Annotated in this window: 21 protein-coding genes; 7 read left to right on the forward strand and 14 right to left on the reverse strand. The window is 66.3% G+C overall.

What is annotated here, in order from left to right:
* Positions 1 to 27 precede the first annotated feature (27 nt).
* Entirely contained in the window at positions 28 to 1,668 is a 1,641-nt protein-coding gene (locus ASC83_RS21710) for an argininosuccinate lyase (protein ID WP_056067502.1), read from the reverse strand.
* Between the two features lie 174 nt (positions 1,669 to 1,842).
* Here ASC83_RS21710 and ASC83_RS21715 point away from each other — a divergent pair, with 174 nt between their 5' ends.
* Positions 1,843 to 2,799, forward strand: a complete 957-nt coding sequence (locus tag ASC83_RS21715; protein WP_056067504.1) for a LysR family transcriptional regulator — start codon at positions 1,843 to 1,845, stop codon at positions 2,797 to 2,799.
* Between the two features lie 42 nt (positions 2,800 to 2,841).
* Here the strand turns inward: ASC83_RS21715 and ASC83_RS21720 are convergent, their stop codons facing one another.
* Positions 2,842 to 3,717, reverse strand: a complete 876-nt coding sequence (locus ASC83_RS21720; RefSeq protein WP_056067799.1) for a LysR family transcriptional regulator — start codon at positions 3,715 to 3,717, stop codon at positions 2,842 to 2,844.
* 109 nt (positions 3,718 to 3,826) lie between these two features.
* Here ASC83_RS21720 and ASC83_RS21725 point away from each other — a divergent pair, with 109 nt between their 5' ends.
* Positions 3,827 to 4,837 carry a zinc-dependent alcohol dehydrogenase family protein gene (locus tag ASC83_RS21725; RefSeq protein WP_056067506.1) on the forward strand — a complete coding sequence of 337 codons (1,011 nt, stop codon included), beginning with the start codon at positions 3,827 to 3,829 and terminating at the stop codon, positions 4,835 to 4,837.
* Complete coding sequence (locus tag ASC83_RS21730; RefSeq protein WP_235509440.1) at positions 4,834 to 5,265, forward strand: nuclear transport factor 2 family protein; 432 nt, start codon at positions 4,834 to 4,836, stop codon at positions 5,263 to 5,265. The genes ASC83_RS21725 and ASC83_RS21730 overlap by 4 nt, the downstream gene beginning before the upstream one ends.
* A 177-nt stretch (positions 5,266 to 5,442) precedes the next feature.
* On the opposite strand, the gene ASC83_RS21735 is transcribed toward ASC83_RS21730, so the two are convergent.
* The 4 genes from ASC83_RS21735 to ASC83_RS21750 form a co-directional block, all read right to left on the reverse strand.
* On the reverse strand, positions 5,443 to 5,979 hold the full coding sequence (locus tag ASC83_RS21735) for a hypothetical protein (RefSeq protein WP_056067508.1): 537 nt from the start codon (positions 5,977 to 5,979) through the stop codon (positions 5,443 to 5,445).
* A 120-nt stretch (positions 5,980 to 6,099) separates the two neighbouring features.
* Entirely contained in the window at positions 6,100 to 6,873 is a 774-nt protein-coding gene (locus ASC83_RS21740) for a YkgJ family cysteine cluster protein (protein WP_056067510.1), read from the reverse strand.
* Positions 6,870 to 8,360, reverse strand: coding sequence for a sensor histidine kinase (locus tag ASC83_RS21745; protein WP_056067511.1), 1,491 nt, complete (start codon positions 8,358 to 8,360; stop codon positions 6,870 to 6,872). Before ASC83_RS21745 ends, ASC83_RS21740 begins: the two co-directional genes overlap by 4 nt.
* Positions 8,341 to 9,039 (reverse strand): response regulator transcription factor, encoded by a 699-nt coding sequence (locus ASC83_RS21750; RefSeq protein ID WP_056067514.1) that lies wholly within the window; start codon positions 9,037 to 9,039, stop codon positions 8,341 to 8,343. Before ASC83_RS21750 ends, ASC83_RS21745 begins: the two co-directional genes overlap by 20 nt.
* Before the next feature lie 152 nt (positions 9,040 to 9,191).
* Here ASC83_RS21750 and ASC83_RS21755 point away from each other — a divergent pair, with 152 nt between their 5' ends.
* Both ASC83_RS21755 and ASC83_RS21760 read left to right on the forward strand, forming a co-directional pair.
* Positions 9,192 to 9,614 (forward strand): tripartite tricarboxylate transporter TctB family protein, encoded by a 423-nt coding sequence (locus ASC83_RS21755; RefSeq protein WP_056067517.1) that lies wholly within the window; start codon positions 9,192 to 9,194, stop codon positions 9,612 to 9,614.
* 10 nt (positions 9,615 to 9,624) lie between these two features.
* Positions 9,625 to 11,139 carry a tripartite tricarboxylate transporter permease gene (locus ASC83_RS21760; protein WP_056067519.1) on the forward strand — a complete coding sequence of 505 codons (1,515 nt, stop codon included), beginning with the start codon at positions 9,625 to 9,627 and terminating at the stop codon, positions 11,137 to 11,139.
* Positions 11,140 to 11,385: 246 nt separating this feature from the next.
* Here the strand turns inward: ASC83_RS21760 and ASC83_RS21765 are convergent, their stop codons facing one another.
* The 3 genes from ASC83_RS21765 to ASC83_RS21775 all read right to left on the reverse strand — a co-directional run bounded on the left by ASC83_RS21765 (position 11,386) and on the right by ASC83_RS21775 (position 15,913).
* On the reverse strand, positions 11,386 to 13,689 hold the full coding sequence (locus ASC83_RS21765; protein ID WP_056067521.1) for an ATP-dependent DNA helicase: 2,304 nt from the start codon (positions 13,687 to 13,689) through the stop codon (positions 11,386 to 11,388).
* Positions 13,686 to 14,579: a hypothetical protein gene (locus tag ASC83_RS21770; RefSeq protein ID WP_082522557.1), complete on the reverse strand. Its 894-nt coding sequence runs from the start codon at positions 14,577 to 14,579 to the stop codon at positions 13,686 to 13,688. Before ASC83_RS21770 ends, ASC83_RS21765 begins: the two co-directional genes overlap by 4 nt.
* 401 nt (positions 14,580 to 14,980) lie before the next feature.
* Positions 14,981 to 15,913 carry a LysR family transcriptional regulator gene (locus ASC83_RS21775; protein WP_162245505.1) on the reverse strand — a complete coding sequence of 311 codons (933 nt, stop codon included), beginning with the start codon at positions 15,911 to 15,913 and terminating at the stop codon, positions 14,981 to 14,983.
* Between the two features lie 83 nt (positions 15,914 to 15,996).
* Here ASC83_RS21775 and ASC83_RS21780 point away from each other — a divergent pair, with 83 nt between their 5' ends.
* Positions 15,997 to 16,740, forward strand: coding sequence for a sulfite exporter TauE/SafE family protein (locus tag ASC83_RS21780; RefSeq protein ID WP_056067525.1), 744 nt, complete (start codon positions 15,997 to 15,999; stop codon positions 16,738 to 16,740).
* Between the two features lie 6 nt (positions 16,741 to 16,746).
* Entirely contained in the window at positions 16,747 to 16,938 is a 192-nt protein-coding gene (locus ASC83_RS21785) for a hypothetical protein (RefSeq protein WP_056067526.1), read from the forward strand.
* Between the two features lie 208 nt (positions 16,939 to 17,146).
* Here ASC83_RS21785 and dgoD read toward each other — a convergent pair whose 3' ends face one another.
* From dgoD to ASC83_RS21810, 5 genes are all read right to left on the reverse strand, one after another.
* Positions 17,147 to 18,295, reverse strand: a complete 1,149-nt coding sequence (dgoD, locus tag ASC83_RS21790) for a galactonate dehydratase (RefSeq protein WP_056067528.1) — start codon at positions 18,293 to 18,295, stop codon at positions 17,147 to 17,149.
* A 57-nt stretch (positions 18,296 to 18,352) separates the two neighbouring features.
* Positions 18,353 to 19,012, reverse strand: a complete 660-nt coding sequence (locus ASC83_RS21795; protein WP_056067530.1) for a 2-dehydro-3-deoxy-6-phosphogalactonate aldolase — start codon at positions 19,010 to 19,012, stop codon at positions 18,353 to 18,355.
* Positions 19,009 to 20,058, reverse strand: a complete 1,050-nt coding sequence (locus tag ASC83_RS21800) for a 2-dehydro-3-deoxygalactonokinase (RefSeq protein WP_056067533.1) — start codon at positions 20,056 to 20,058, stop codon at positions 19,009 to 19,011. Before ASC83_RS21800 ends, ASC83_RS21795 begins: the two co-directional genes overlap by 4 nt.
* An 11-nt stretch (positions 20,059 to 20,069) precedes the next feature.
* A complete protein-coding gene (locus ASC83_RS21805; protein WP_056067535.1) occupies positions 20,070 to 21,008 on the reverse strand; it encodes a dihydrodipicolinate synthase family protein in 939 nt (312 codons plus the stop codon).
* Positions 21,009 to 21,121: 113 nt separating this feature from the next.
* The gene (locus ASC83_RS21810; protein ID WP_056067537.1) at positions 21,122 to 22,855 is read right to left on the reverse strand and encodes an IlvD/Edd family dehydratase; all 1,734 of its coding nucleotides are present in this window, start codon (positions 22,853 to 22,855) and stop codon (positions 21,122 to 21,124) included.
* Between the last annotated feature and the right edge of the window lie 18 nt (positions 22,856 to 22,873).

A 22,873-nucleotide genomic window follows, 5' to 3' on the forward strand; every position in this document is an offset into this window, starting at 1 on the left:
GTGGGGTCAGCTTGGTGCCCCGCATGCTCAGGGCAGCGACTTCACGCCCTCAAACGCCGCGTTCAGCGCCGCCTCGGCGGCTAGCAGGCGCTGCCGGGCTTCACCCGACCAGGCGCGGTCCTTGGCCAGCGTGTCCTTGGCAGCGGCCACCATGCGCGCGACCTCCTGGGGCTGGGGGCCGCCTGTGCCGGTGCGGGTCAGCACCATCTCGGCGGGGGACAGGGCGCGGCGGAATTCCTTTTCCGTGAGCGGCAGGCGCTGGTCCTTGATGTCGTACTTTTTGCCCGCTTCGCGGTAGATGCGCACGGCTTCGGCATACGGAAAGTCCTTGGGCCGGATGTTGCGCTCCTTGGCATACACCACCACGTCCGACGCAAAGTGGTGACCCACCCGGAACGGAATGGCATGGGTACGCTGCAGGGTTTCGGCCAGCTCCATCGACGTGGTCCATTCGGATTCCAGTTCGTCCAGTGCGCGGGCTGGGTCGATGCGCAGCGAGTCCAGCACATCGGCCAGCTGCTGCAGCATCTCCACGCCCTGGACAAAAGTCTTGGCGCTACCGGGGCTCCAGGTGTTCTTGTAGTCGATCATGCCGGGCGTGACGTTATGGGCGCGCCACAGCGATGCCTGGGCCGACGCCACCACATCGCTGGCCTTGGCGCGGGTGTTCTGGATGATGCCGGGGTTGGCCTTTTGCGGCATGGCGCTGCTGGTGTAGGTCTTGGAGCTGGCCAGCAGCATCCATGGCCGGGTCTGGTGGTACTGGGTGTGCACATCCTGCATCAAAGCGCCCACGCGGATGGCGGTGGAGCTGGCGATGGACGCGGCCTCGATCGGGATGTCATACGTGCTGATCTGTCCGGCATCCAGCGAGTTGACGATGAGCCCGTCAAACCCCAGCAGTTGCGCCAGGCGCTCCCGGTTGATGCCCCAACTGGAGTTGGCCAGCACCGCCGTGCCCATGGGGCTGAGGTTGATGCGGGCATAGGCCTCGCGGATGCGTGCCGAGTCGCGGGCGAACGAATCGGCAAACGCCATGAGGTAGTGCCCATAGCTGATGGGCATGGCCTGCACGCCATTGGTGTAGGCGGGCACATAGGTGGCGGTGTGCGCCTGTGCGATGGTGATGAGCCGTGCGCGCACCTGGTCCAGGGCATCGGCAAAGTCCAGCATCTCCAGGCGCAACTGCGCAGCGTTCAGGGTGGAGTGGATGTCCTGGCGACTGCGCCCGGTGTGGATCAGCGTGGCCTCTGGACCCACGGCGTCCGTGATGATCTTCTCGACCTGCAGCACATCGGTGGGGCGCTTGCCGCCCGGGGCCGTCGCCTGCGTGATCGACAACTCCACGCCCCTCGCAATGCGGCCCGCCTGGGCTTTGGGGATGATGCCTTGCTCCACGTTGACCACGGTCGATGCCATGTTGATGCGGCCAAACCAGTAGAAGGTGTCCTGTGACTTGGACAAGGCGCTGGTGGCGTCCCCCTTGACCAGCCCCTGGATCTTGGCGACCTGTGCCTGGCATTCGACGGTGGTCTTGCAGGCGGTGTCCAGGGTGTCTGCGGCCTGTGCCTGGCCCATGGCCAGGAGTGCGCTCACGACCGGAGCGAGCAGGAAATGGGTGGGGCGCAAGGTGATCGTGCGCAGGGGCTGGCGCTGAGGTGATGGCATGGTGGTTTGTCTCCTGAGATCTCTCGCATCCAGCGGCAGGCTGGTGCGGGGATAAGATTCGTTAATTGAATGCATCTGGCGTGGGTTTGCTCCTTGCCAGCGCGCGATCGTTCCATAGCAGGCGCCGCAAGGCCAATGCTTCTTTTTCAAGTGAATTCAATTTTTGAATAAGCCATGCCGGATTTGACGCCTTCCGTCCTGTTCAACCGCATCCTGGGGCGGGTGCGCCTCAAGCACCTGCAGCTGGCCATTGCGATCGCCGACCTGCAGAGCCTGCACCGGGCGGCTTCCTCCATTGGACTGAGCCAGCCCGCCGCGACCCATGCGCTGGTCGAGCTGGAAAGCTCTCTGGGCGGCCCTCTGTTCGAGCGGCACTCCAAGGGCATGCGCTTGACCCGCCTGGGAGAGGCGGTCCTGCCGCTGTTGCGCGCATCGCTGGTTCCGCTCCAGGCCGCCGCAGGCAATGCTGCGCTGTTGCAGCAGGGCGCAGCGTCCGCGCTGATCCGCATCGGCAGCATTGCGGCGGGCATCAACGGCCTGCTCACGATGGCCATCCCGACCTACGTTGCCGCGCACCCGGATGCGGCCATCGATGTCCACGAGGTCACGATCGACAATTTGCTGGAGAGCATCCAGGAGGGGACGCTGGACCTGGCCATCTGCCGCGAACCGACCCCGCTGCCTCAAGGGTTCGCGTTTTGCGCCGCGCTGCAGGACGGGTTTGTGGTGGCCTGTCGCCCGGAGCATCCTCTGACCCGGCAGGCCACCGTCACCGCCGCAGAGCTGCTGGCGCAGCGCTGGCTGGCCCCACCCCTGACCGGGCTGGGACCCCAGCAGGTGGAGAGCCTCTTCGATGAGCTGGGTGGTGTGCCCGAGCTGTGCCGCGTGTCGAGCCGTTCGACGGAGATTGCATACGCCATGCTGGCCGACAGCGACATGCTGATGTGCGCGCCCGCCAGCCTGCTGCGGCCGCTGGTCCAGCGTGGAGAGCTGGCGGTGTTGCCGTGGAAGTCACAGGCGGTGGGGCCGCTGGGCATCTTGGTCAAGGCAGATGTGCTGGCGCACCAGAGCCACCCGTGTCTCAGCTTCATCGAGCATGTGCTGGCCGTTGGGGCGGGGCTGGGTCGCTGACCGCCATCAGCCAAGCGCTGCGAAGGCGCTCCCGGCGTTTTGTCAGCCGCCCTGGTCGCCTGCATCGCTTTGAGCAGGGCCCAGCGCTTGCATCAGCATTTCCACCAGCGCGCGCAGCCGGGGCACCCGGCGCAGGTCCCGGTGATAACCCAGCCACACATCGCGCCCTGGCGGCGCAGGGGCGACTTCCACCCTTTGCAGGCCGGGGTGTGAGTCACCCAACGGGCAAGGCAATACGGCCATGCCCGCTCCCGATGCGCAGGCCACGGCCTGCACGTGCCGGTTGTTGCTGCGAAACGCGATGCGCGCCGAAGGAAAGGCCTCGCGCAGCCAGGCCGCGTCCGGCATCTCGCTGAATCCCAGGTCCATGGTGATGAGGCGAACGTCCGCATCGTCCGTGGGCATGTCTGCGCCCCGCTGCATGTACAGCGCATAGGGCACATGCATCAGCCGCCGCTGTATGACGTCGGGCTCGTCAAAAGGAACGATGCGCGCCACCAGGTCCGCCTCGCGGCGCGCCAGACTGAAGAGGCGCGCATCGGTCAGGAGTTCGATGCTGACGCGGGGGTGGTTGTTGGTAAACGCTGCGCAAAGCGGCGCCAGCACATGCAGACCAAACCAGTCGGAGGTCGATACCCGCAGCGCGCCTTCCAGCTGCTGGTCTGCGCCGTCCAGTTGGCGGGAGAACGATAGCGCCTGCGCTTCCATGCCCTCGGCGTGGCGCAGCACGGCGGCTCCTTCGTCGGTCAGGACGAAACCCTCGGAAGTCCGCTGGAACAGGGTGTGGCCCAGAGAAAGCTCCAGCGCCTTCAGCCTGCGGCCCATGGTGGGCTGGCTTTGTTGGAGGGCGCGGCCTGCCGCACCCAGCGTGCCGTGCCGGGCAATGGCCAAGAACACCTGTACGTCATCCCAGTTCATCGGCTGCATCATACAAAAGTGAATGACAAGGTTTCAATCTTGTGGCTTTTCATTCAAAAGCGAAAGGTGAAAACTGGCGGCACTGTTCAACCCCGCGAAGGAAAACGCCATGTCCACCTCTCCCGTCCCCACCATGCAGGCCCTGGTGCTCGCATCCCCCCACGGCGCACTGACCCCCACCTTGCTGCCCCGGCCCCAGCCCGCGGCGGGCCAGGTGCTGGTCCGCATCCACGCCAGCGGCGTGAACCCGCTGGACACCAAGATCCGCGCGGGCGCCGCCGAGCACGCCCAGCAGCCGCTGCCCGCCGTTTTGGGCATGGACCTCGCGGGCGTGGTGGAGGAGGTGGGGCATGGCGTCTCTCGCTTTAAGGTGGGGGATGCGGTGTATGGCTTTACCGGCGGCATCGGCGGGCTGCAAGGCAGCCTGGCGCAATACGCTGCAGTGGATGCCCGGCTGCTGGCCCACAAGCCAGGCCGGCTGACGATGCGCCAGGCAGCGGCCTTGCCGCTGGTCTTCATCACCGCCTGGGAGGGCCTGGTGGACCGCGCCAACGTGCGCAGCGGGCACAAGGTGCTGGTGCATGGTGGCGCCGGGGGCGTGGGCCATGTGGCCGTGCAGCTGGCCCGCGCGCGGGGTGCCGAAGTGTTCGCCACGGGCACGGCGGCGCAGGCCGGTTACATCCGGTCTCTGGGGGCCACGCCGATTGACCATGAAACGACCTCGGTCGAGGCCTATGTCCACGCGTTCACCGACGGCCGGGGCTTCGATATCGTTTACGACACCGTGGGTGGGCCAGTGCTGGATGCGTCGTTTGTGGCCGTCCACCGCTACTCGGGCCATGTGGTGACGTCGCTGGGCTGGGGCACCCACAAGTTGGCGCCCTTGTCGTTCCGGGGCGCGACCTTCTCGGGCGTGTTCACGCTGCTTCCCATCCTCACGGGGGAGTTTCGCGAACACCATGGCGCGATCGTGGAGCAGGCCACCACCCTTGCGGAAGCGGGTCAACTGGTGCCGTTGCTCGACCCGACCAGCTTCACGCTGGACACGGCCGAAGCGGCACACGCTCTGGTCGCCGAGGGCCGTGCCCGTGGCAAGGTGGTGGTGAGCGTGCTGCCATGAGCCAGCCGGGTCAACCTTTGGCAGAAAGCTCCAGCGGGCCAGCCAGCAGGGATGACGCAGCAGGCCTGCGGCATGGTGCGGTGGTCCCCACGCACGAACACCTGCGCCACTTGGCGGATGCGCTGATCGCGGCCACCAACGCATTTGCGGTGGAGCGGGTGCTCGGCCTTTTTGCGCACGATGCCGTGATCGACGACCCCTCCACGGGCCACCGTTTTGATGGCCATGCTGGAATACGCCGCTATGTCGAACAGTACTTCGTCCGCTACCAGACGGTGACCCGGTTCCTGTCGATGCAACGCCTGGGGTCGCGGCGCGCGAGGGTACGGGTGGACTTCACGGGGGATTTTGGTCACGAGATCGGCAACCTCGACATCACCGTGAATGCGCAGGGCCTGATCGCCCGGCTGGATGCCGACCTGGAATGAGCGGTGTGAATGGCTTGGCTGCGCGACGGCCCTCAGGGCTGGCGTGCGGCACCAAGCTGCACGAGGCGGAGGTGGGCGGCGCTGGGCTGTTTTGATGCGGGATTTGATCAAAAACAGCCTGAGGCGCCAGTGAATCATGCGGTAGTAGCTATTAAAAAGAGAGCGTTTTGATCCGACTCAACGCGGCAAGCACCCCGCAAACCCCCTGGGCCCTGCTGCTGAGACATCCGCCAGCGTCACGGCCTCCAGCCGGTCGTTCTGCCCCGGTATCTTGGTCAGCCGCTGGCCGTTCTGCCAGCGCCACTGGGTGCCGTCAAAACTGTAGATGAAGGTGTGCGTGCGGTTGGACAGCAGGTGCGCGGGGGTGAGGGTGATGGCCTGGGCGGCGGCTTCGGTGGGTGCGTGGGCCTGGGCCTCGTTGTCCTTGATGACGAGCTTGCCTACGTACGGTGTCACGGTGGATTCGGTGCGCGTGACTTCGGGCTGGACCAGGGCAGGGCTGTAGCCGGTCAGGGTCCAGTCGCCCGCGGCGCCAGGCAGTACATGGGGTTGCCGTGCGGCCAGGAATTGGGTGCACGCGGTGGTGATGGCATCGAAGCTGGTGGTGGCGGGGCCGGTGGCTTCGGGCTTGCTGCAGCCTGCCAGGCCCGCCACCATGGCGGCAGCGGCTGCCAGGTGGAGGGGGGCGCAGGAGCGGAGGGTGGGCTGGGTCATCAGGCGTGAGGCGGGGGGGCGTCGAGAAGTTCGGCCGCACGCCCAGGCGGCTGCGGGGCTGGCTGCATTGTGGGCGGCTGGTTGCGGTGGGTCTTGATAGACATCAAGGCGCGTGGGCTTTTACGGCAATGTGGTGGGCAGGGCCAGCGCGCCTTCGTCACCCCGGTACCAGCGCAGCAGGGCGCTGGGTGCGTGGAGCGGTGTACCGTCCAGAGCTGCCAGTACGGCGGCGTTGAGTTCGTGGGCGCTGGCAGGCAGGGGCTGGTCGCGGTAGGCCAGGGCGGTGCCGGCCATCAGCGCTTCGGCGTCCACCAGCAGGCGCAGGTTTTGCGGGATGGTGGGCGATTGCTCTGCACAGTGCGCAGCCGACAAGGAATGCGCCTTGCGGCAGGCGGCAGGGCGCACGCTGTAGATGGCACACCGATCATTGACGAGGAAGCTGCAGGGCTGGCGCGTGGTGCCCGCGCTTGCCGCCGCCACGTGCTGCTGCAGGCGCAGCGTGGTTGTGGCCTGGTCCGCGCCGGGCAGCGTGCCCAGGTGCTGGGCGATGTGCAGCACTTCGGGCTCCGTCGCCTCCACGCGCAGGTGGCAGCAGTGCGCGCAGCCCGCCTGGCACGCTGGCTGGGGGCCGGTGGCGCGGGCTTGTTCTGCCACGGTATCCAGGCCCTTGTGCAGTTGTGCGATGAAATCGACGGCGGCCTGGGCAGCGGGCTCGGTGGCTTCGGCGGCCTGGGCGGCGGCGTTGGCTTCGGTGCCATGGGCAGCTGCGCCCTGCATGGCGTGGGCCTGCACCGCCCGCAAGGCCCGCCCAGCCGCGCTGCGCACGCGGGCGATGGACTGCAGGAAGGCCGCTTGCTCTGCCGCGGTCAGTGCTGGGTTGGGCGGGCTCGTCATGGGGATGTGGGGAGCGTGCCGGAGGGGGCAGGCGCATTGGGTGCCAACGGCAGCCACACGCTGGCCGCCAAGCCTGAACCGTCCGCTGTGTCGTTGGCGGCCGTCAGCTCCAGCCGTCCTTCCATCAGCTGCACATACCGTGCCACGATGGCCAGGCCCAGCCCTGCACCCTGGCCCAGGCGCTGGCCCTGGTCGCCCAGCGCCCAGCGCTGTTGCAGCTGCTGCGCCAGCGCGGCGTCCACGCCGGGGCCGTTGTCGGTCACGCGCAGCACGCCAAAGCCGGACTCGGTGTGCAGCGCCACGGTGATGCGGGGCGGCGTGCCGCGCCCGTAGCGCAATGCGTTGTCCAGCAGGTTGTTCAGGATGCCTTCGACCAGCGCTGTGTTGCCCCGCACCACCACGGCCTGGTCCAGCCCCTCGGCGCCCAGGTCCACCCCCAGGGCATCGGCGCGTGGCAGGTAGCGCAGCAGCACGTCGCGCACCAGCGTGTGCAAGGCCAAGGGCTGCAACGTCAGCGCGATGCCACCCTCGGCCGCACGGGCCAGGGCCAGCAACTGGTCCACGGTGCGGCTGGCGCGCTGTTCGGCTTGGGCGATGCCCTCGATTTCGCTGCGCCAGACGGCCGGGTCGTTGTGGGCCAGTGCGTGGGCGGCCTGGGCGCGGATGCCTGCGAGCGGAGTGCGCAGCTCGTGCGCCACGTTGCCCGCAAATTCGCGCTGCGCATGCAGGCTTTGCTGCACCCGCGCCAGCAAGCCGTCCAGAGCCACACCCAGACGTTGCACGTCGCTGGTGCTGGCTTGTTGTGTCAGCGCGGGCGGCAGGGGTTGCAGGTCGGCAGCGTCGCGTTGGTCCATGGCGTCCTGCAGTGCACCCAGCGGATGCAGGTCGCGCTCGATGCCACGCAGCAGCCACGACCCCAGCACCACCAGCAGCCACAGCTGGGCCAGGCCCGAGTACACCAGCAGCCTGCGCAGCAGCTGCGTGCGCTCGGCGGTGGTCTGCGCCATGACGACGGTGAAAGGGGGCGGCCCCGCAATCTGCAAGGTGGCGCGCCGCAGCTCCCGCCCGTCTTGCGAAAGCTGCGAAAAGGCGTGGCTGCTGCCCGCCGCCACCACGCCCGGCGCCAAATGGGGGTCGCCTGCGATGAAGCTGCCATCGGGCGCGTACACCGCAAACCACACGGTTTCGCTCTGGTCAAAACGCAACAGCCCCACCTCGCGCGGCGTGAGGTCCAGCCGCAACGGGTCGCGCGCCGGATCTGTTGGCTGGCCGCCGCGCACATGGGCGGCCACGGCGTGTGCGTCATCGAGCAACGCTCGGTCAAATGCCTCGGCCACAAAGTGGTTGCCCACGCCCAGCACCACCGTGCTGCCCAGCCCCCAGATCAGCACCAGTGAAAGCAGCACGCGCCGGCCTATGCGCTGGCGCAGGTCGGACGGCTGCTGGTGCAGCGGTGCGGGGCCGGGTTCAGGACTGGCCAACGTCATCCTCTAGCACGTAACCCAGCCCACGCAGCGTGCGGATCGCCGCGCCGCTGCCCGCAATCTTGCGCCGCAGGCGGGAGAACGAGGCCTCCAGCGCGTTCTCGCCGACCACCTCACTGCCGTCCGACAGGCGCGAGGACAAGTCGCCCTTGCTCAACACGCGGCCGGGCGGGGTCATCAGTTCCCACAGCAAATCGAACTCGCGCGCGGGCAGCTCCAGCGGTTGCCCGGCCACGCTGACGCGGCGCGCCTGGCGGTCGAGCACCAGCTGGCCCACGGTGACGATGTCGGCGGTGCCGCTGGCGCGCCGCAGCAGCGCGCGCAGTCGCGCTTCCACCTCTTTGAGTTCATAGGGCTTGCCCAGATAGTCGTCGGCGCCGGCGTCCAGCCCGGCAATGCGCTCCTCGGTGCTGTCGCGGGCACTGAGCACCAGCACGGGGGTGCGGTCGCCGCGCGCACGGGCGCTGCGCAGGGCGGTGAGGCCGCTGCCCAGGCCGCTGCGCGCGTGGGCAGCGTGGGGCAGGTTCAGGTCCAGCAGCACGGCGTCGAAAGCCTGTACGGCCCACCAGTGCTGGGCTTCTTCGACGGTATGGGCCAGCTCGACACGGTGGCCCGCGTTTTCGAGGCCCTGGGCCATGGTGCGGCTGAGCACCGGGTCGTCTTCCACCAGGAGGAGGCGCATGGAGGTCGGGGTTCTACGTGAAATTACGCATGGCCAAGATCAGCCTGCGATCAGGTTTGATGGAGATAGTCTGCCCGTCAGCATACCCCAGCCCTGCGCGCCGTTTGCACCGCCGGATGGGGTCGTCCAGCCTATCAGGAGACAACCTTTACATGATCAACCGCAATCTACTCAGAGGCTTTGCCCTCATGGCTTTGGCGCTGGGCTTTGGCCTGCCGTCCATGAGCTATTCGCTGGGGACGCTCGGCCGCGCAGGGCCGGGCATGTTCCCGTTCATCGTCAGCTGCATGCTGTTTGTGATCGGGGTCATCACCGTGGTGCGCGCGCGCCTGGTGGCGCCGGTGCCCATGGACTTCCAGGTGCGCAACATCGCCATCATTCTGGGCAGCCTGTGTGGCTTTGCGGCGTTGTCGCACTTCGTGAACATGATCGCGGGCATCGTGTTTCTGGTGTTCTGCTCGGGGTTTGCGGGTACGTCGTACTCGTGGAAGCGCAACCTGAAGATCGCTGCGGTGCTGGTCGGCATCGCGTTTGCATTCCAAAAGCTGCTGGGCGTGAGTCTGCCGCTGTACTGAGGTCGCCGCCATGGAAGTCTTGAACAACCTCGCGTTTGGCTTCAGCCACGCGCTGACGCTGCAGAACCTGATGTTCTGCGCCCTGGGCTGCACGGTGGGCACCCTGGTGGGCTTGCTGCCGGGCCTGGGCCCGCTGGCCACCATCAGCCTGCTGCTGCCGCTGACCTATTCCATCGACACCACCGGCGCACTCATCATGCTGGCCGGTATTTACTATGGTGCGCAGTACGGCGACAGCGTGAGCGCCATCACCATGAAGATCCCGCATGCGAGCAGTATCGTGGCGTGTATCGACGGGTATGCGATGACGCTGAAAGGGAAAACGGGGCTGGCCCTGTTCACCGCCGGGTTCTCCAGCTTCATCGGGGGCACGGTGGCCATCGTGGTGCTGGCGTTCCTGGCGCCCAGCCTGGGCGAGGTGGCCTTTTTGTTCGGCCCTGCCGACTACTGCGCGCTGATGCTGGTGGGTTTTGTGTGCGTGAGCTTCGTGACCACCGGCAGCCTGCTCAATGGCCTGGCCATGTGCATGGTGGGCGTGCTGCTGGGCTCCATCGGTACCGACGTGAACAGCGGCTTGGCCCGCTTCACCTGGGATGCCCCGTTCCTAGCCGACGGCGTGGGCATTGTGAGCATTGCGCTGGGCTGCTTCGGCATTGCCGAAATCGCCAAGAACCTGGACTCGCGTGAAGAGCGCTCGCCCTTCAACGGCAAGATCAAGCTCATGCCCACCTGGCCCGAGTTCAAGCGCATCATCCCCAGCGCGCTGCGTGGCAGCGTTGTGGGCTCCATCCTGGGCATCCTGCCCGGCGGCGGCCCCGTGATCGCCCAGTTTGCGGCCTATGCGCTGGACAAGAAGGTCAGCAAGTACCGCCACGAAATCGGCACCGGCTGTATCGAAGGCGTGGCCGGCCAGGCTGCAGCGGACGAAGCGGCTGCACGCACCAGCTTCATCCCGCTGATGAGCATCGGTATCCCCGAGAACGCCGTGATGGCGCTGATGATGGCCGCGTTCATCATCAAGGGCATCCAGCCCGGCCCCAACATGATTGCCGGCCACCCCGAACTCTTCTGGGGTCTGGTCGCCAGCATGTGGATCGGCAACTGCTTCCTGCTGGTGCTGAACGTGCCGCTGGTGCGCTACTGGCTGTCGGTGTTCAAGATTCCGTACAACGTGTTGTTCCCCGCGATCTTGTTCTTCTGCTGCATTGGCACCTACAGCATCAACAACAACCTGGACGATGTGTTCATCACCGTAGCGTTTGGTGCGCTGGGCTACCTGTTCATGCGGCTGGAGATGGACCCCTCGCCGCTGATGCTGGGCTTCATCCTGGGCCCCATGCTGGAAGAGAACTTTCGCCGCTCCATGCTGCTGTCGCGCGGCAGCTTTGAGGTGTTCATCAACCGTCCCATCAGCGGCACGCTGATCAGCCTGATCGCCGCATTCGTCTTGTGGCAAACGGTGTCGTTCTTCCGCCAGCGTGGCAAGGCCAAGGAGCTGGTGGTGACGGAGCCCGTTGCATCCTGACGATTGACTCTCTGTGTGCCGCTTTGGCGGCCTTTGCAAGGCCGGTCCCCAACGGGTGACCGGCCTCTTTTTTGGTTCAGAGGCTGAGAGTTTTTTGTCAGTGCCCGAAAGGTGCGCCATAACACCGCTGATCGAGGCGCAAAGCACAGCCATAGCTTGGGCTATGGCGCGCATTTGCAACGACGAGCAGCGGTGTTATGGCGTGCAAGGCGGGCATAGGCAAAAGACTCTCAGCCTCTAAGCCTCTCAGTCCACCTGCCACCATGCAGGCAGCAGCGCACGCACCTGGGCCTGCGCAAACCGGTCGTCCATCAGGTGCACCACGCCCTCGTCGCTGGGCGTGCGGATCACGCGGCCTGCGGCCTGCACCACCTTTTGCAGGCCGGGGTAGAGGTAGGTGTAGTCGTAGCCCGCGCCAAACAGCGCCTGCATGCGCTCGCGGATCTGTTCGTTGACGGGGTTGACCTGCGGCAGGCCCAGCGTGGCCAGAAAGGCGCCAATCAACCGCTTGCCCGGCAGGTCGATGCCCTCGGCAAACGCGCCACCCAGCACAGCAAAGGCAATGCCCTGACTGCTGTCGGTAAAGCGCGCCAGAAAATCCCGCTGCTCGCCTTCCAGCATGCGGCGCGACTGGCACCAGTGCGGCACGTCGGGGTGTTGCTGCGCAAACAATGCGGCAGCCTGCTGCAGGTAGTCATAGCTGCTGAAAAACGCCAGGTAGTTGCCGGGCCGCTCGCGAAAATGCTGCGCCATCAGCGCCGCAATCGGTGCCAGCGATGCCACGCGGTGCGGGTAGCGCGTGGAGATGTGGCGCGCCACCTGCACCTGCAGCTGGTGCGCGGCAAAGGGCGATTCCACGTCCACCCACACATGGTCGTCGGGAAGGCCCAGCAGGTCGGCGTAGTAGCGCGCGGGCTGCAGCGTGGCCGAGAACAAGGTGCTGGTGTGTGCAGCTGCAAGGCGGGGTTGCAGAAAGGGCGCGGGCACCACGTTGCGGATGCAAACCACGGAATCGCCAGGTTTGAAGGCCCGCTGGTGGCGGGCGGCAGAAGCCTGGGTGATGTCCACCATCGAATGCGCGTCCAGCAAGTCGGCCATGCGCTGCAGGTGCAGGGCGTCGAAATAGAAGGTTTGCAGCGCGCTATCCGGCTCGGTGGGGTGATCGGTGAAGTGTTCGGTGAGCGTGGTGGTGCACTGCTGCAGCGCGGCCAGCAGCTTGTCGGGGAAGGTCTCGAGCACCGTGTACGGGGCCGGGTGCGCCTTGTCCAGCGCCACCCAGGCGCGGCGCACCTTGTCCAGCGCCTTCTTCACCGGCGCGTGCTCCGCAGCGGTGGGGCTGCTGCGGGCCTGGGCCAAGGAGGCGGGGTGCAGCTCGGCGGTGAACATCTTGCGGCCGCGCTCCACCAGGTTGTGGGCCTCGTCCACCAGCAGCGCCGTGCGCCACTGGTTGGCCTGGGCCAGGCCGTGCAGCAGCCCGCCCAGGTCAAAGTAATAGTTGTAGTCACCCACCACCACATCGGCCCAGCGGGCCAGTTCCTGGCTCAGGTAGTAGGGGCAGACGTCATGCTGCAGGGCTACGTCGCGCACACGGGCTTGTTGCAGGACGGGCGCGGGGTTACCTGCACTGGCGGGGGCCACGGCGGCAGCGCGGGCGGCAGGCAGCCGGTCGTAAAAGCCCCGGGCCAGCGGGCAGGATTCGCCGTGGCAGGCTTTGTCGGGGTGTTCACACGCCTTGTCGCGCGCCACCAGCTCCAGCACGCGCAGGGGCAGTGCCGGTGCGCTGTGCGACAGGCGCGCCAGCGCATCCAGCGCCGTCTGCCGCCCCGAGGTTTTGGCAGCCAGAAAGAACACCTTGTCGATGCGCTGGGCCGGTGCTGCCTTGAGCAGTGGGAACAGCGTGCCCATGGTCTTGCCAATGCCCGTGGGCGCCTGGGCCAGCAGGCAGCGGCCCGCCACTGCCGCCTTGTAAACGGCCTCGGCCAGCGGGCGCTGGCCGGTGCGAAAGTCGCCAAACGGAAATGCCAAGGTGGTCAGTGCCGCGTCGCGTGCCGCACGGTGGGCCACCTGCTGTTCGGCCCAGGCAATGAAGCGCTGGCACTGGGCCTCGAAGTGCTGGCGCAGGTCGTCGGCGTTGCAGCGTTCGGTGAACACCGTCTCTTGTTGCGTGCCCACGTCCAGGTAGACGAGTGCCACGTCGATGTGCGCCAGCTGCTCCTGCTCGCACAGCAGCCAGCCATACACCTTGGCCTGCGCCCAGTGCAGGTGGCGGTGCGATGCGGGCTGGCGGTCCAGCCGCCCCTTGAAGGTCTTGACCTCGTCGATGCGTTGCTGCGCGGGGTCGTAGCCATCGGCCCGGCCGCGCACGCGCAGGCTTTGGTAACTGCCGCTCAGTGCCACCTCGGCGCGGTAGTCTGCACCCCGGCGCGACGCTGCCACCGCATGGCCCGCCATGCCTTCCAGCGCGGTGGGTGCGGGCGTAAAGCGCAGGTCCAGGTCGCCTTGCTTGGCGGTGAACTCGCACAGCTCGCGCACCGCTACGGTGTAGGTCATGGCGGGGTGGTCGGGGTGTCAGTGGCGGGAGGAGCAGGCTCGCCCAAATGGGTCTGAGCCATGTCGTCATCGCTGCGCAGCGGCGTGGCCTTGCACAGCGCCATCCACACAGAAAAGGGCAGGGTGCAGCGGTTGTGTCGCGCGGGGCGCAGCAGCTCAAAGCGCCCGTCATCCACGCTGCCGTGCAATACCCAGATGCCGAAGTGCTCAGGGATCTCGTCGGGCTCGGCTATGCCTGCCGGGAAGATGTAGTAGCACTCCTCGCACAACCACTGATAGGCCTGCCGCTTGGCATCGTGCCGCAGGTCCGACAGCAGGTCGGCCCGGCTCGCCTTCACCTCGTGCACCATGGGCTGCAGGTAGGCGGGCACCGAGGTATTGCGCACCGAGAACAGATCGGGCCGGGCCATGCGCCACACATTGGCAGCGGCGCGGGCAGCCGGGGCGTGGTCATCGTCGGCCCACAGCGGTGCCATGGCGGGCGCGGTATTGGCGGGTGCATCGGCCGTGGCCGCAGGCAGCAGCACATCCCCCATCGGCACGGTGTCGATCACCGCGCGCAGTGACAGTTCGGTCCATACGATGCGCCCCGAAGCCAGCAACTGCGCTGCAAACTTCTGCCCCAGCCGGTCGTGCAGGCTCAGCGCCCGCACGCCACGCTGGCGGGCCTGCGCCAGCGTGCGGATGCCTTCGTCGGTGAGGCGCAGGGTTTCGCAACCATCGGCCGCAATGTGCAGACTGATGAGGCCCGCAGCCAGCAGGTCAATCTCCAGTCCATCCTTGCACGGCCAGCCTGCCGAGCGCCAGATCTGCATCAGGCGGGTGCGGTGAAAGCGGGTGATCGGGGTGGAGGGCGGGGAGTCCGAAGTGGGGGAGGGCAGCGCCGTCATGGCAGGGTGGGTGGGCTGGCGTCACACTGATTTTAATCACAGTGTCTGGCAGGGACTGTTTTTTGGACAAGGGTAGAATAGGGTTGCAGAGGAGTTGGGGGTGTGATCGGCACCTGGCGCAATATGGGTGGGTGCTAACAGCTATTGAAATGTGAGCATCCCCACGGTGACATTCCGAGGGAGAAGCAATGAGTCACCAGGGGCCTGAATGAGGACGCTCCTGCCCGCCATTGGGCTAACAACCGGAAGTTGTTGTCGCGTGGCCGTCTACGCCGCAGGAAAATTGAAAGCGGTTGCGTGAGGCTGCAGCGCAGGGTTTGCAGCCGGTCAGTGTTCTGACGCTGATAGCAGGCTACCGGGCAACAGCAATTCTTATCCCATACCCTGCCAACGTCCTCTGCTCACCGGTTCCCAACCTGCGGTCGCGCCGTCAGCAGCGCATTGGCCAGCGCGCTCACGCTGGGCAGTTCACTGCCTGCCGGTGTCATGCAAACGAGCAGCTTTCTCCGAGACCAAGCATCAGATAGCCCTAGGATCTGGGTGCCGGACTTGGCAAAGCGCGCAGCCGCGCTCTCGGACATGACCGCCACTCCCACGCCTTCGGCTACCAATTGCGCGACAGCGTCAAATCCGCCCAGACGCACCCGATGGCGCGGGACCCGGCCACTGCGACTGGCCTGGGCTGCCAGAAAGCGGCTGAGTCCACTCTCCCGGGCCAAACCTACAAAGGGATGCTCTAGCAATTCGCCATACGCCACGGAACGGCGGCGGCCCAAAGACCAGCGCTTTGGCAAGAGTGCCACCAGACGGTCATCGACCCATGGCTGCACAAGCAGCCCAGAGGTGTCCACGTAATCGGCGACGATGCCCAGATCGGCAGTGCCACGGCGCAATGCCTCTACGACCGCCTCGCTCGAAAGCTCTTGCACGTCCACATCAAGATCAGGGGTCTTCACCAAGAATTGGCCAATCGTGCGCGGAAGGCTCTCGGACATGGCGGCTGTGTTGCACAGCAGCCGAACGGTCCCGCGCAATCCATGACCAAAGCTCGCCATCTCTACATGCAGCGATTCGAGCTCAGCCAGCACGCGGTTGGCATGGCGCAGCAGAGCGCGTCCCGCATCGGTGGGTATTGCGCCCGACTTGGACCGCTCCAACAACTGCGAACCGGTTGCGTCTTCAAGACCCTTGAGGCGAGCGCTGGCCGCAGCCAACGACAGATTCACGGACGAAGCAGCGGCAGTGATGGTTCCATACTCCATCACGGCGGCAAAGAGGTGCAGGTCAAACGGATCAACGCGGTAATCCGTGGTGCGGCGCTTAGGGGTACTCATGACCGCCATCCTACGGAATACGCGAAGGATCTGTTCACTGCTATCCGATGGACAGCACTTGGGCCATGCGGACACCATAGGGCATGGACATATTGCAGCTCTTGATGGTGGTCGTTGTTTTCGTTTTGGCCGGTGGTGTGAAGGGCGTCACCGGCATGGGGCTGCCTACAGTAGCCGTGAGTTTGCTCGGGCTGTGGATGCCCCCGGTGCAAGCGGCCGCACTGTTGGTCATGCCCTCGCTGGCAACCAATATCGCGCAATGCCGTGGCCCTCACCTGCGCTCACTGGTATCCCGGCTGTGGCCCGGTTGGCTGGCAATCGCGATCGTGACTGTGAGCGCGCCCGGTCTGGGGGACGCCGTTTCCGCACAAACGACCAAGGGCTGGCTGGGCGGGATTCTCATGGCCTATGGCATCTGGGGCTTGTGGCGACCTCAGCTGCCCGATCTTTCACTCACCAGCAAATGGCTCAGCCTGCCGACAGGCGCGGCCACTGGGTTCGTGACGGCACTCACGGCCGTCTTCGTATTGCCCTGGGTTCCCTACTTGCAGACGCTGCGGCTGGGCAAGGACGAGATGGTGCAAGCGCTGGGCCTTTCATTCACCGTGGCCACTCTGTCGCTCGCCGTGAAAGTGCAGATGTCCGCCCCTTTGGGGTTGATCTCGTCGTCTGTTGCTATTGCAGTCGGTGGAGCATTGATCGGCGCATTTAGCGGGCTCAAGCTTGGTGAGCTGCTACGTAGCCGCCTTGTCGGTCCCGTCTTCCAGAAGGCACTTTTTATGGTGTTCCTCGGATTGGGTGCAGCCAATCTGATCCAGGCACACTGACACAGTATGAGCGGACAAAAGGAGTTGCTTGAGGCTGCAGCCTTGTTAGAGCGGGCTTACCGGCTGGCACACGTGTTGCAAGGCGAAGGTTTGCTTGAAATCGGAAGCAGACAGTTTGTTGCAGACGAGCTTGTCGAGGTGCTTGATGAAGCTCGTGTGGCGTTTTTTGCAGCCTGTGATTTGCCCAAACCGCTCTGACTTTCTCTGAGCTGACAGAGTCATCCCCGTACCAGCAAGCGTTCGAAAGATGAAACTGGGCGACTGCTCCTAGCCTATTGATCTGGCGCAATCCATTCATGAGCCCCGTTCGAGTCGAGGCTGCCGAAGCCCTGGGCAAGCTGAGGTACAGCGCCATCGATACTCTGGAGTAAACCGCGCCGCATCAATAACAAGGCGCCCAACCCCCTCACCACTCCGCAAAGCTCCCATCCCGGTGCCGCCACACCGGGTTCCTCCACCGGTGCCCCTCCTGCGCCCGCTCGCGCACGTAGTCTTCGTTCACCTCAATGCCCAATCCCGGCCCGGTGGGGATGGCCACCATGCCATCCTGGTATGCAAACACCTCGGGGTTGGACACATAGTCCATCAGGTCGTTGGCCTGGTTGTAGTGGATACCCAGGCTTTGCTCCTGGATGAAGGCGTTGTAGCAAACGGCGTCCAGCTGCAGGTTGGCCGCCAAGGCAATGGGCCCCAGCGGGCAGTGCAGGGCCAGGGCTACGTCGTAGGCCTCGGCCATGCTGGCGATCTTGCGGGTCTCGGTGATGCCGCCTGCGTGCGAGGGGTCGGGCTGGATGATGTCCGCATAGCCGCCTTGCAGCACGCGCTTGAAGTCCCAGCGCGAGTACAGACGCTCGCCCAGGGCAATGGGGGTGGATGAGATGCGGGCGATCTCCTTCAGCGCCTCTTCGTGTTCGCTCAGCACAGGCTCTTCGATGAACATGAGCTTGTAGGGCTCCAGCTCCTTGACCAGCACCTTGGCCATGGGCCGGTGCACGCGGCCGTGAAAGTCTACGCCAATCCCCACATTCGGCCCCACGGCCTCACGCACTGCGGCCACGTTTTGAAGGCAACGCTCCACCTTGTCGTAGCTGTCCACGTACTGCACCTCTTCGGTGCCGTTCATCTTCACGGCCGTGAAGCCGCGCGCCACGGCGGCCTGGGCAGCGGCGGCCGTCTCGCTGGGGCGGTCTCCGCCAATCCAGCTGTAGACCTTGATGTGGCTGCGGACATTGCCGCCCAGCAGCTCGCACACGGGCACGCCCAGCGCCTTGCCCTTGATGTCCCACAGGGCCTGGTCGATGCCGGCCAGCGCGCTCATGTGCACGCCGCCGCCCCGGTAAAAGCCGCCCCGGTACAGCACGGTCCAATGGTCTTCGATGTGGCGCGGGTCTTTGCCAACGAGGTAGTCGGCCAGTTCATCGACCGCAGCGGCCACGGTGTGCACGCGGCCTTCCAGCACGGGCTCGCCCCAGCCGGTGATCCCTTCGTCGGTTTCGATTTTGAGGAAGCACCAGCGTGGCGGGACGATGAATGTGGTGAGTCGGGTGATCTTCATGGGGGCTGGGCAGTCGGTTCAGAAATGCTGGGTTGTCTGGAGCGAGTAGGGGGCGGTTCAGGCCGTGGCGGGCGCTGTGCCAAAGGAAGCCTGCCACGCCCGCGCAAACGCTGCGGCTTTGTGCGCGACTTCGGGAGCCTGGTCGCCGGGCCGGTACAGGGCCGAGCCCAGGCCAAAGCCGCTGGCGCCTGCTGCCGCATAAGGGGCAATGCTCTCGGGCACGATGCCGCCCACGGGTACCAGCGCCATGGGCGGCGTGATGACAGCGCGCCAGGCCTTGAGCACATGGGGCGGCAGCGCCTCGGCCGGGAACAGCTTGAGCATGTTGGCGCCCGCTGCCAGCGCGGCGTAGGCTTCGGTCAGCGTGGCCACGCCGGGCGCGCAGGCCATGCCAGCGGCGCGGGCAGCGCGGATTACATCGGGGTCGCTGTGGGGCATGACGATGATCTGCCCACCGGCTGCGGCCACGTCGGCCACGGCATCGATGGAGAGCACGGTGCCCGCGCCCACCAGGCAGTCGGCGGGCAGTGCATCGCGCAGTGCGCGGATGCTGGCCAGCGGATCGGGCGAGTTGAGCGGCACTTCGATGATGCGAAACCCTGCGTCGTACAGCGCGTGGCCGATGGCCACCACCTCGTGCGGCTGCACGCCGCGCAGGATGGCGATGAGCCCGCAGCGCTGCAGGATGTGGAACAGGGCTTTGTCGATGGGGTTCATGCAGCCAGGCTCCCGGCGGTGAAGGGGTGTGAGGGGGAAGGTGCGGGCGCAACGACCAGCCCTGCCGCCAGCGCGATCTGCCACAGCCCGGTGGCCGTGGCTTGCGTGGCGATGGTGGGGGCGGCAAAGCCACAGGTCTGCAGCGCGATGGCGTAGCGGCGGCACAGGTCGGGCTCGCCGCACAGCACCAGCGCTTGCGGTGTTGGTGCGGTTTGATCCTGTGCGCGTGCAAGGCTCGCCACCTCGTGCCCGATCAGCAGGCCCGAGAGGTAATCCGCTTGGGCTGTGGGCGCCAATGTTCCTGTCAAGCCCAGCGTGCGTGTGCTGAAGATGTGCGAGAGCAGACCCAGTGTGGCGTCGCTGCCCCGCGCCACTTCCAGACCGCGCGCAAAGGCATCGTCGTCGGGTGTAACTGCAGCCTGCATGGTCTTGCCCAGAATGGTGTGGCTGCGCAGTGCGGCAAACACCTCGCCGGTCATGAAGGTGTAGAACTGCTCGATGCGGCCCCGGCGTGCCAGCACCCATTTGCTGTGGGTGCCGGGCAGGCCGATGAGCACGGGCGCATCCGCAGGCAGTGCAAGGCCTGCCAGCACCCCCAGCACCTGGGTTTCTTCGCCGCGCATCACGTTGGGCAGCGCGCCCTGCTGCAACAGGCCCGGCACGATGTGCAGCGGCGGGCCGTCGCGCCGCGCCACCAGCGCCAGGCCCCGCGCCAATGCATCGAGCGAGGTGGGCGTCGGCAGGTACTTGGCCTCGCGCCAGCCCTGGGCGCTGCCCACCATGCCGCAGGCCAGCAGGGGCAGGCCGGGTGTGGCGGCCAGCCAGTCGCCGCAGGTGTCTTGCAGTGCGCGTTCAAACGCGGCGCCGGGCTCGGGGTCGTTCACGCCGGTGGCGGCTGGGGGCAGATTCATGATGCCCCAGGGGCGGTGGCGGGTCTCCTGCACGGTGCCGGTCGCATCCATGCGGAACGCGCGCAGCGCGGAGGTGCCCCAGTCCAAGGCGATGAGGCCCGCTTCAGCGGGCACCAGATAACGCACAGGCGCCATGGGTGCTCCGTTTAGCGTGCCCAGCGCAGCACCAGCGGGTCCAGCCGCCGTGCGATGCCGATCAGGCCGCGTCGCACCTCAGGGTGCATGGTCGGGAAGGGGTGGCGGCCCGACTCGCAGGCGATCACGCCGCCTTCCTTCATCAGTGCCTTGGCCGTGAGGATGCCGCCCTGGCGGTTTTCGTGGTTGATGAGGGGCAACCAGCGCTGGTAGAGCGCAAACGCCTGGTCCATGTCACCCTGGCGGTGCGCCTCGATGATGGGGCGAATGCCGTCGGGGAAAGCGCCGCCCGTCATCGCACCCGTGGCGCCCGCATCCAGGTCGGCCAGCAGGGTGATGGCCTCTTCGCCGTCCCACGGGCCTTCGATGGCGTCTCCACCCAGGCGGATCAGCTCGCGCAGCTTGCTGGCGGCGCCGGGCACTTCGATCTTGAAGTAGGCCAGGTTTTCAATCTCCTGCGCCATGCGCGCGAGAAAGGGGGCGGACAGCACGGTGCCGCTGGCGGGTGCGTCCTGCACCATGATCGGAATGCGGATCGCGTCGGACACACGGGCATAGAACTCGTAGATCTGCGCCTCGGGCACGCGGAAGGTGGCACCGTGATACGGCGGCATGACCATCACCATGGCCGCGCCCATGTCCTGCGCGGCGCGGCTGCGCTCGGCGCACACGCGGGTGCCGTAGTGGGTGGTGGTGACGATGACCGGCACGCGGCCCGCCACGTGCTCCAGCGATGTGCGGGTGAGGACTTCGCGCTCGGCATCGGACAGCGAGAACTGCTCGGAGAAGTTGGCCAGGATGCAGACGCCATCCACACCGGCGTCGATCATGAAGTCGAGGCAGCGCTTCTGGCTGTCGAGGTCGAGGCGGCCGTCTTCATGGAACGTAGTGGGCACCACGGGGAAGATGCCGCGGTAGCGAGGGTTCTGGAGGGAATGGGTGGCTGGCATGGCGGGCGCGGGTAAGAATTTGAGTGAAATATGCCTATAGCGCTAGTTGAATAAGCGCTGGTAGCTATTGAATCTGTAGCGCTTGACTGCGACGAGCGCCTCAGTGGGGCACATCAATGCGAGTGGCGGGGCACAGCAGCCCCCCGGCAGCCGACCAAGAAGTCAAAGTCGCAACCATCGTCCGCCTGCAGTACGTGGTCCACATACAGCCGCTGGTAGCCGCCGCGTCCGCCGTTGTCCGTGCCAGCCAATGCGGCCAGGCGTGCGGCCAGTTCCTCGTCGCTGATGTCCAGGTGCAGGCGGCCGTTCTCGCAGTCCAACTCAATGAAGTCGCCATCGCGCACAGCAGCCAGCGGGCCACCGGCTGCCGCCTCGGGCGCCACATGCAGCACCACGGTGCCGTAGGCGGTGCCGCTCATGCGGGCGTCGGAGATGCGCACCATGTCCTTCACGCCCTGGCGCAGCAGCTTGGGCGGCAGGCCCATGTTGCCCACCTCGGCCATGCCGGGGTAGCCCTTGGGGCCGCAGTTCTTGAGCACCATCACGCAGCTCGCGTCGATGCCCAGGTTTTCATCGACGATGCGCTCCTTGTAGTGCTCCAGGTTCTCGAACACCACGGCGCGGCCCCGGTGCTTGAGCAGTTCGGGCGAGGCGGCGGAGGGCTTGAGCACCGCGCCACGCGGCGCCAGGTTGCCGCGCAGGATGCAGATACCACCGTCGGCAATCAGCGGGTTGTTGATCGGGCGGATCACCTCGTCGTTGTATTGGGGCGCTTCGCGCACGTTGTCCCACAGGCTCTTGCCGTTGACGGTGAGGGCGTTGGGGTGGGGCAGCAGGCCGTTCTCGCCCAGGCGGCGCAGCACGGCAGGCAGGCCGCCCGCGTAGTAGAACTCTTCCATCAGGAAGCGGCCCGAGGGCTGCAGGTCCACCAGCGTGGGCGTGCCACGGCCAATGCGCGTCCAGTCCTCCAGGTCCAGCTGCACGCCGATGCGGCCCGCGATGGCCTTGAGGTGGATCACCGCATTGGTCGATCCGCCGATGGCCGCATTGGTGCGGATCGCGTTCTCGAAGGCTTCGCGCGTGAGGATTTTGGAGAGCGTTAGCCCTTCGTGTGCCATTTCCACGATCCGTTTGCCCGACATGTGGGCCAGCACATAGCGACGCGAATCCACGGCCGGGATGGCTGCGTTGTGTGGCAGCGAAGTGCCCAGCGACTCGGCCATGCAGGCCATGGTGCTGGCCGTGCCCATGGTGTTGCAGGTGCCCGCCGAGCGTGACATGCCTGCCTCAGCCGCAAAGAACTGGTGTTCGTTGATCTCGCCCGCCTTCAGCGACTCGTGCAGGCGCCACACGGCGGTGCCCGAGCCGATGTCCCTGCCGTCGAGCTTGCCGTTGAGCATGGGCCCGCCCGTGACCACGATGGCTGGCACATCGCAGCTGGCCGCACCCATCAGCAGGGCCGGTGTGGTCTTGTCGCAGCCCACCAGCAGCACCACGGCGTCGATAGGGTTGCCGCGAATGGCTTCTTCCACATCCATGCTGGCCAGGTTGCGCGTGAGCATGGCCGTGGGGCGCAGGTTGGATTCGCCGTTGGAGAACACCGGGAACTCCACCGGGAAGCCACCCGCCTCGTAAATGCCGCGTTTCACATGCTCGGCAATCTTGCGAAAGTGGGCGTTGCACGGGGTCAGCTCGGACCAGGTGTTGCAGATGCCGATCACGGGGCGGCCGTCGAACGCGTGGTCGGGGATGCCCTGGTTCTTCATCCAGCTGCGGTACATGAAGCCGTTCTTGTCGGCCGTGCCGAACCATTCGGCGGAGCGGAGTTTGCGCTTGGGGGTGGTCATGGTGGGGTGCGAGAGAAA

Origin of the sequence: Acidovorax sp. Root402, from assembly GCF_001425125.1 — a bacterium.
Lineage (GTDB): Bacteria > Pseudomonadota > Gammaproteobacteria > Burkholderiales > Burkholderiaceae_C > Acidovorax > Acidovorax delafieldii.

What these genes read in the sequence shown, in the direction of transcription:
- ASC83_RS21710 (WP_056067502.1), bottom strand. Translation starts at nt 1,668, where the DNA reads ATGCCATCACCTCAGCGCCAGCCCCTGCGCACGATCACCTTGCGCCCC.
- ASC83_RS21715 (WP_056067504.1), top strand. Translation starts at nt 1,843, where the DNA reads ATGCCGGATTTGACGCCTTCCGTCCTGTTCAACCGCATCCTGGGGCGG.
- ASC83_RS21720 (WP_056067799.1), bottom strand. Translation starts at nt 3,717, where the DNA reads ATGAACTGGGATGACGTACAGGTGTTCTTGGCCATTGCCCGGCACGGC.
- ASC83_RS21725 (WP_056067506.1), top strand. Translation starts at nt 3,827, where the DNA reads ATGTCCACCTCTCCCGTCCCCACCATGCAGGCCCTGGTGCTCGCATCC.
- ASC83_RS21730 (WP_235509440.1), top strand. Translation starts at nt 4,834, where the DNA reads ATGAGCCAGCCGGGTCAACCTTTGGCAGAAAGCTCCAGCGGGCCAGCC.
- ASC83_RS21735 (WP_056067508.1), bottom strand. Translation starts at nt 5,979, where the DNA reads ATGACCCAGCCCACCCTCCGCTCCTGCGCCCCCCTCCACCTGGCAGCC.
- ASC83_RS21740 (WP_056067510.1), bottom strand. Translation starts at nt 6,873, where the DNA reads ATGACGAGCCCGCCCAACCCAGCACTGACCGCGGCAGAGCAAGCGGCC.
- ASC83_RS21745 (WP_056067511.1), bottom strand. Translation starts at nt 8,360, where the DNA reads ATGACGTTGGCCAGTCCTGAACCCGGCCCCGCACCGCTGCACCAGCAG.
- ASC83_RS21750 (WP_056067514.1), bottom strand. Translation starts at nt 9,039, where the DNA reads ATGCGCCTCCTCCTGGTGGAAGACGACCCGGTGCTCAGCCGCACCATG.
- ASC83_RS21755 (WP_056067517.1), top strand. Translation starts at nt 9,192, where the DNA reads ATGATCAACCGCAATCTACTCAGAGGCTTTGCCCTCATGGCTTTGGCG.
- ASC83_RS21760 (WP_056067519.1), top strand. Translation starts at nt 9,625, where the DNA reads ATGGAAGTCTTGAACAACCTCGCGTTTGGCTTCAGCCACGCGCTGACG.
- ASC83_RS21765 (WP_056067521.1), bottom strand. Translation starts at nt 13,689, where the DNA reads ATGACCTACACCGTAGCGGTGCGCGAGCTGTGCGAGTTCACCGCCAAG.
- ASC83_RS21770 (WP_082522557.1), bottom strand. Translation starts at nt 14,579, where the DNA reads ATGACGGCGCTGCCCTCCCCCACTTCGGACTCCCCGCCCTCCACCCCG.
- ASC83_RS21775 (WP_162245505.1), bottom strand. Translation starts at nt 15,913, where the DNA reads ATGAGTACCCCTAAGCGCCGCACCACGGATTACCGCGTTGATCCGTTT.
- ASC83_RS21780 (WP_056067525.1), top strand. Translation starts at nt 15,997, where the DNA reads ATGGACATATTGCAGCTCTTGATGGTGGTCGTTGTTTTCGTTTTGGCC.
- ASC83_RS21785 (WP_056067526.1), top strand. Translation starts at nt 16,747, where the DNA reads ATGAGCGGACAAAAGGAGTTGCTTGAGGCTGCAGCCTTGTTAGAGCGG.
- dgoD (WP_056067528.1), bottom strand. Translation starts at nt 18,295, where the DNA reads ATGAAGATCACCCGACTCACCACATTCATCGTCCCGCCACGCTGGTGC.
- ASC83_RS21795 (WP_056067530.1), bottom strand. Translation starts at nt 19,012, where the DNA reads ATGAACCCCATCGACAAAGCCCTGTTCCACATCCTGCAGCGCTGCGGG.
- ASC83_RS21800 (WP_056067533.1), bottom strand. Translation starts at nt 20,058, where the DNA reads ATGGCGCCTGTGCGTTATCTGGTGCCCGCTGAAGCGGGCCTCATCGCC.
- ASC83_RS21805 (WP_056067535.1), bottom strand. Translation starts at nt 21,008, where the DNA reads ATGCCAGCCACCCATTCCCTCCAGAACCCTCGCTACCGCGGCATCTTC.
- ASC83_RS21810 (WP_056067537.1), bottom strand. Translation starts at nt 22,855, where the DNA reads ATGACCACCCCCAAGCGCAAACTCCGCTCCGCCGAATGGTTCGGCACG.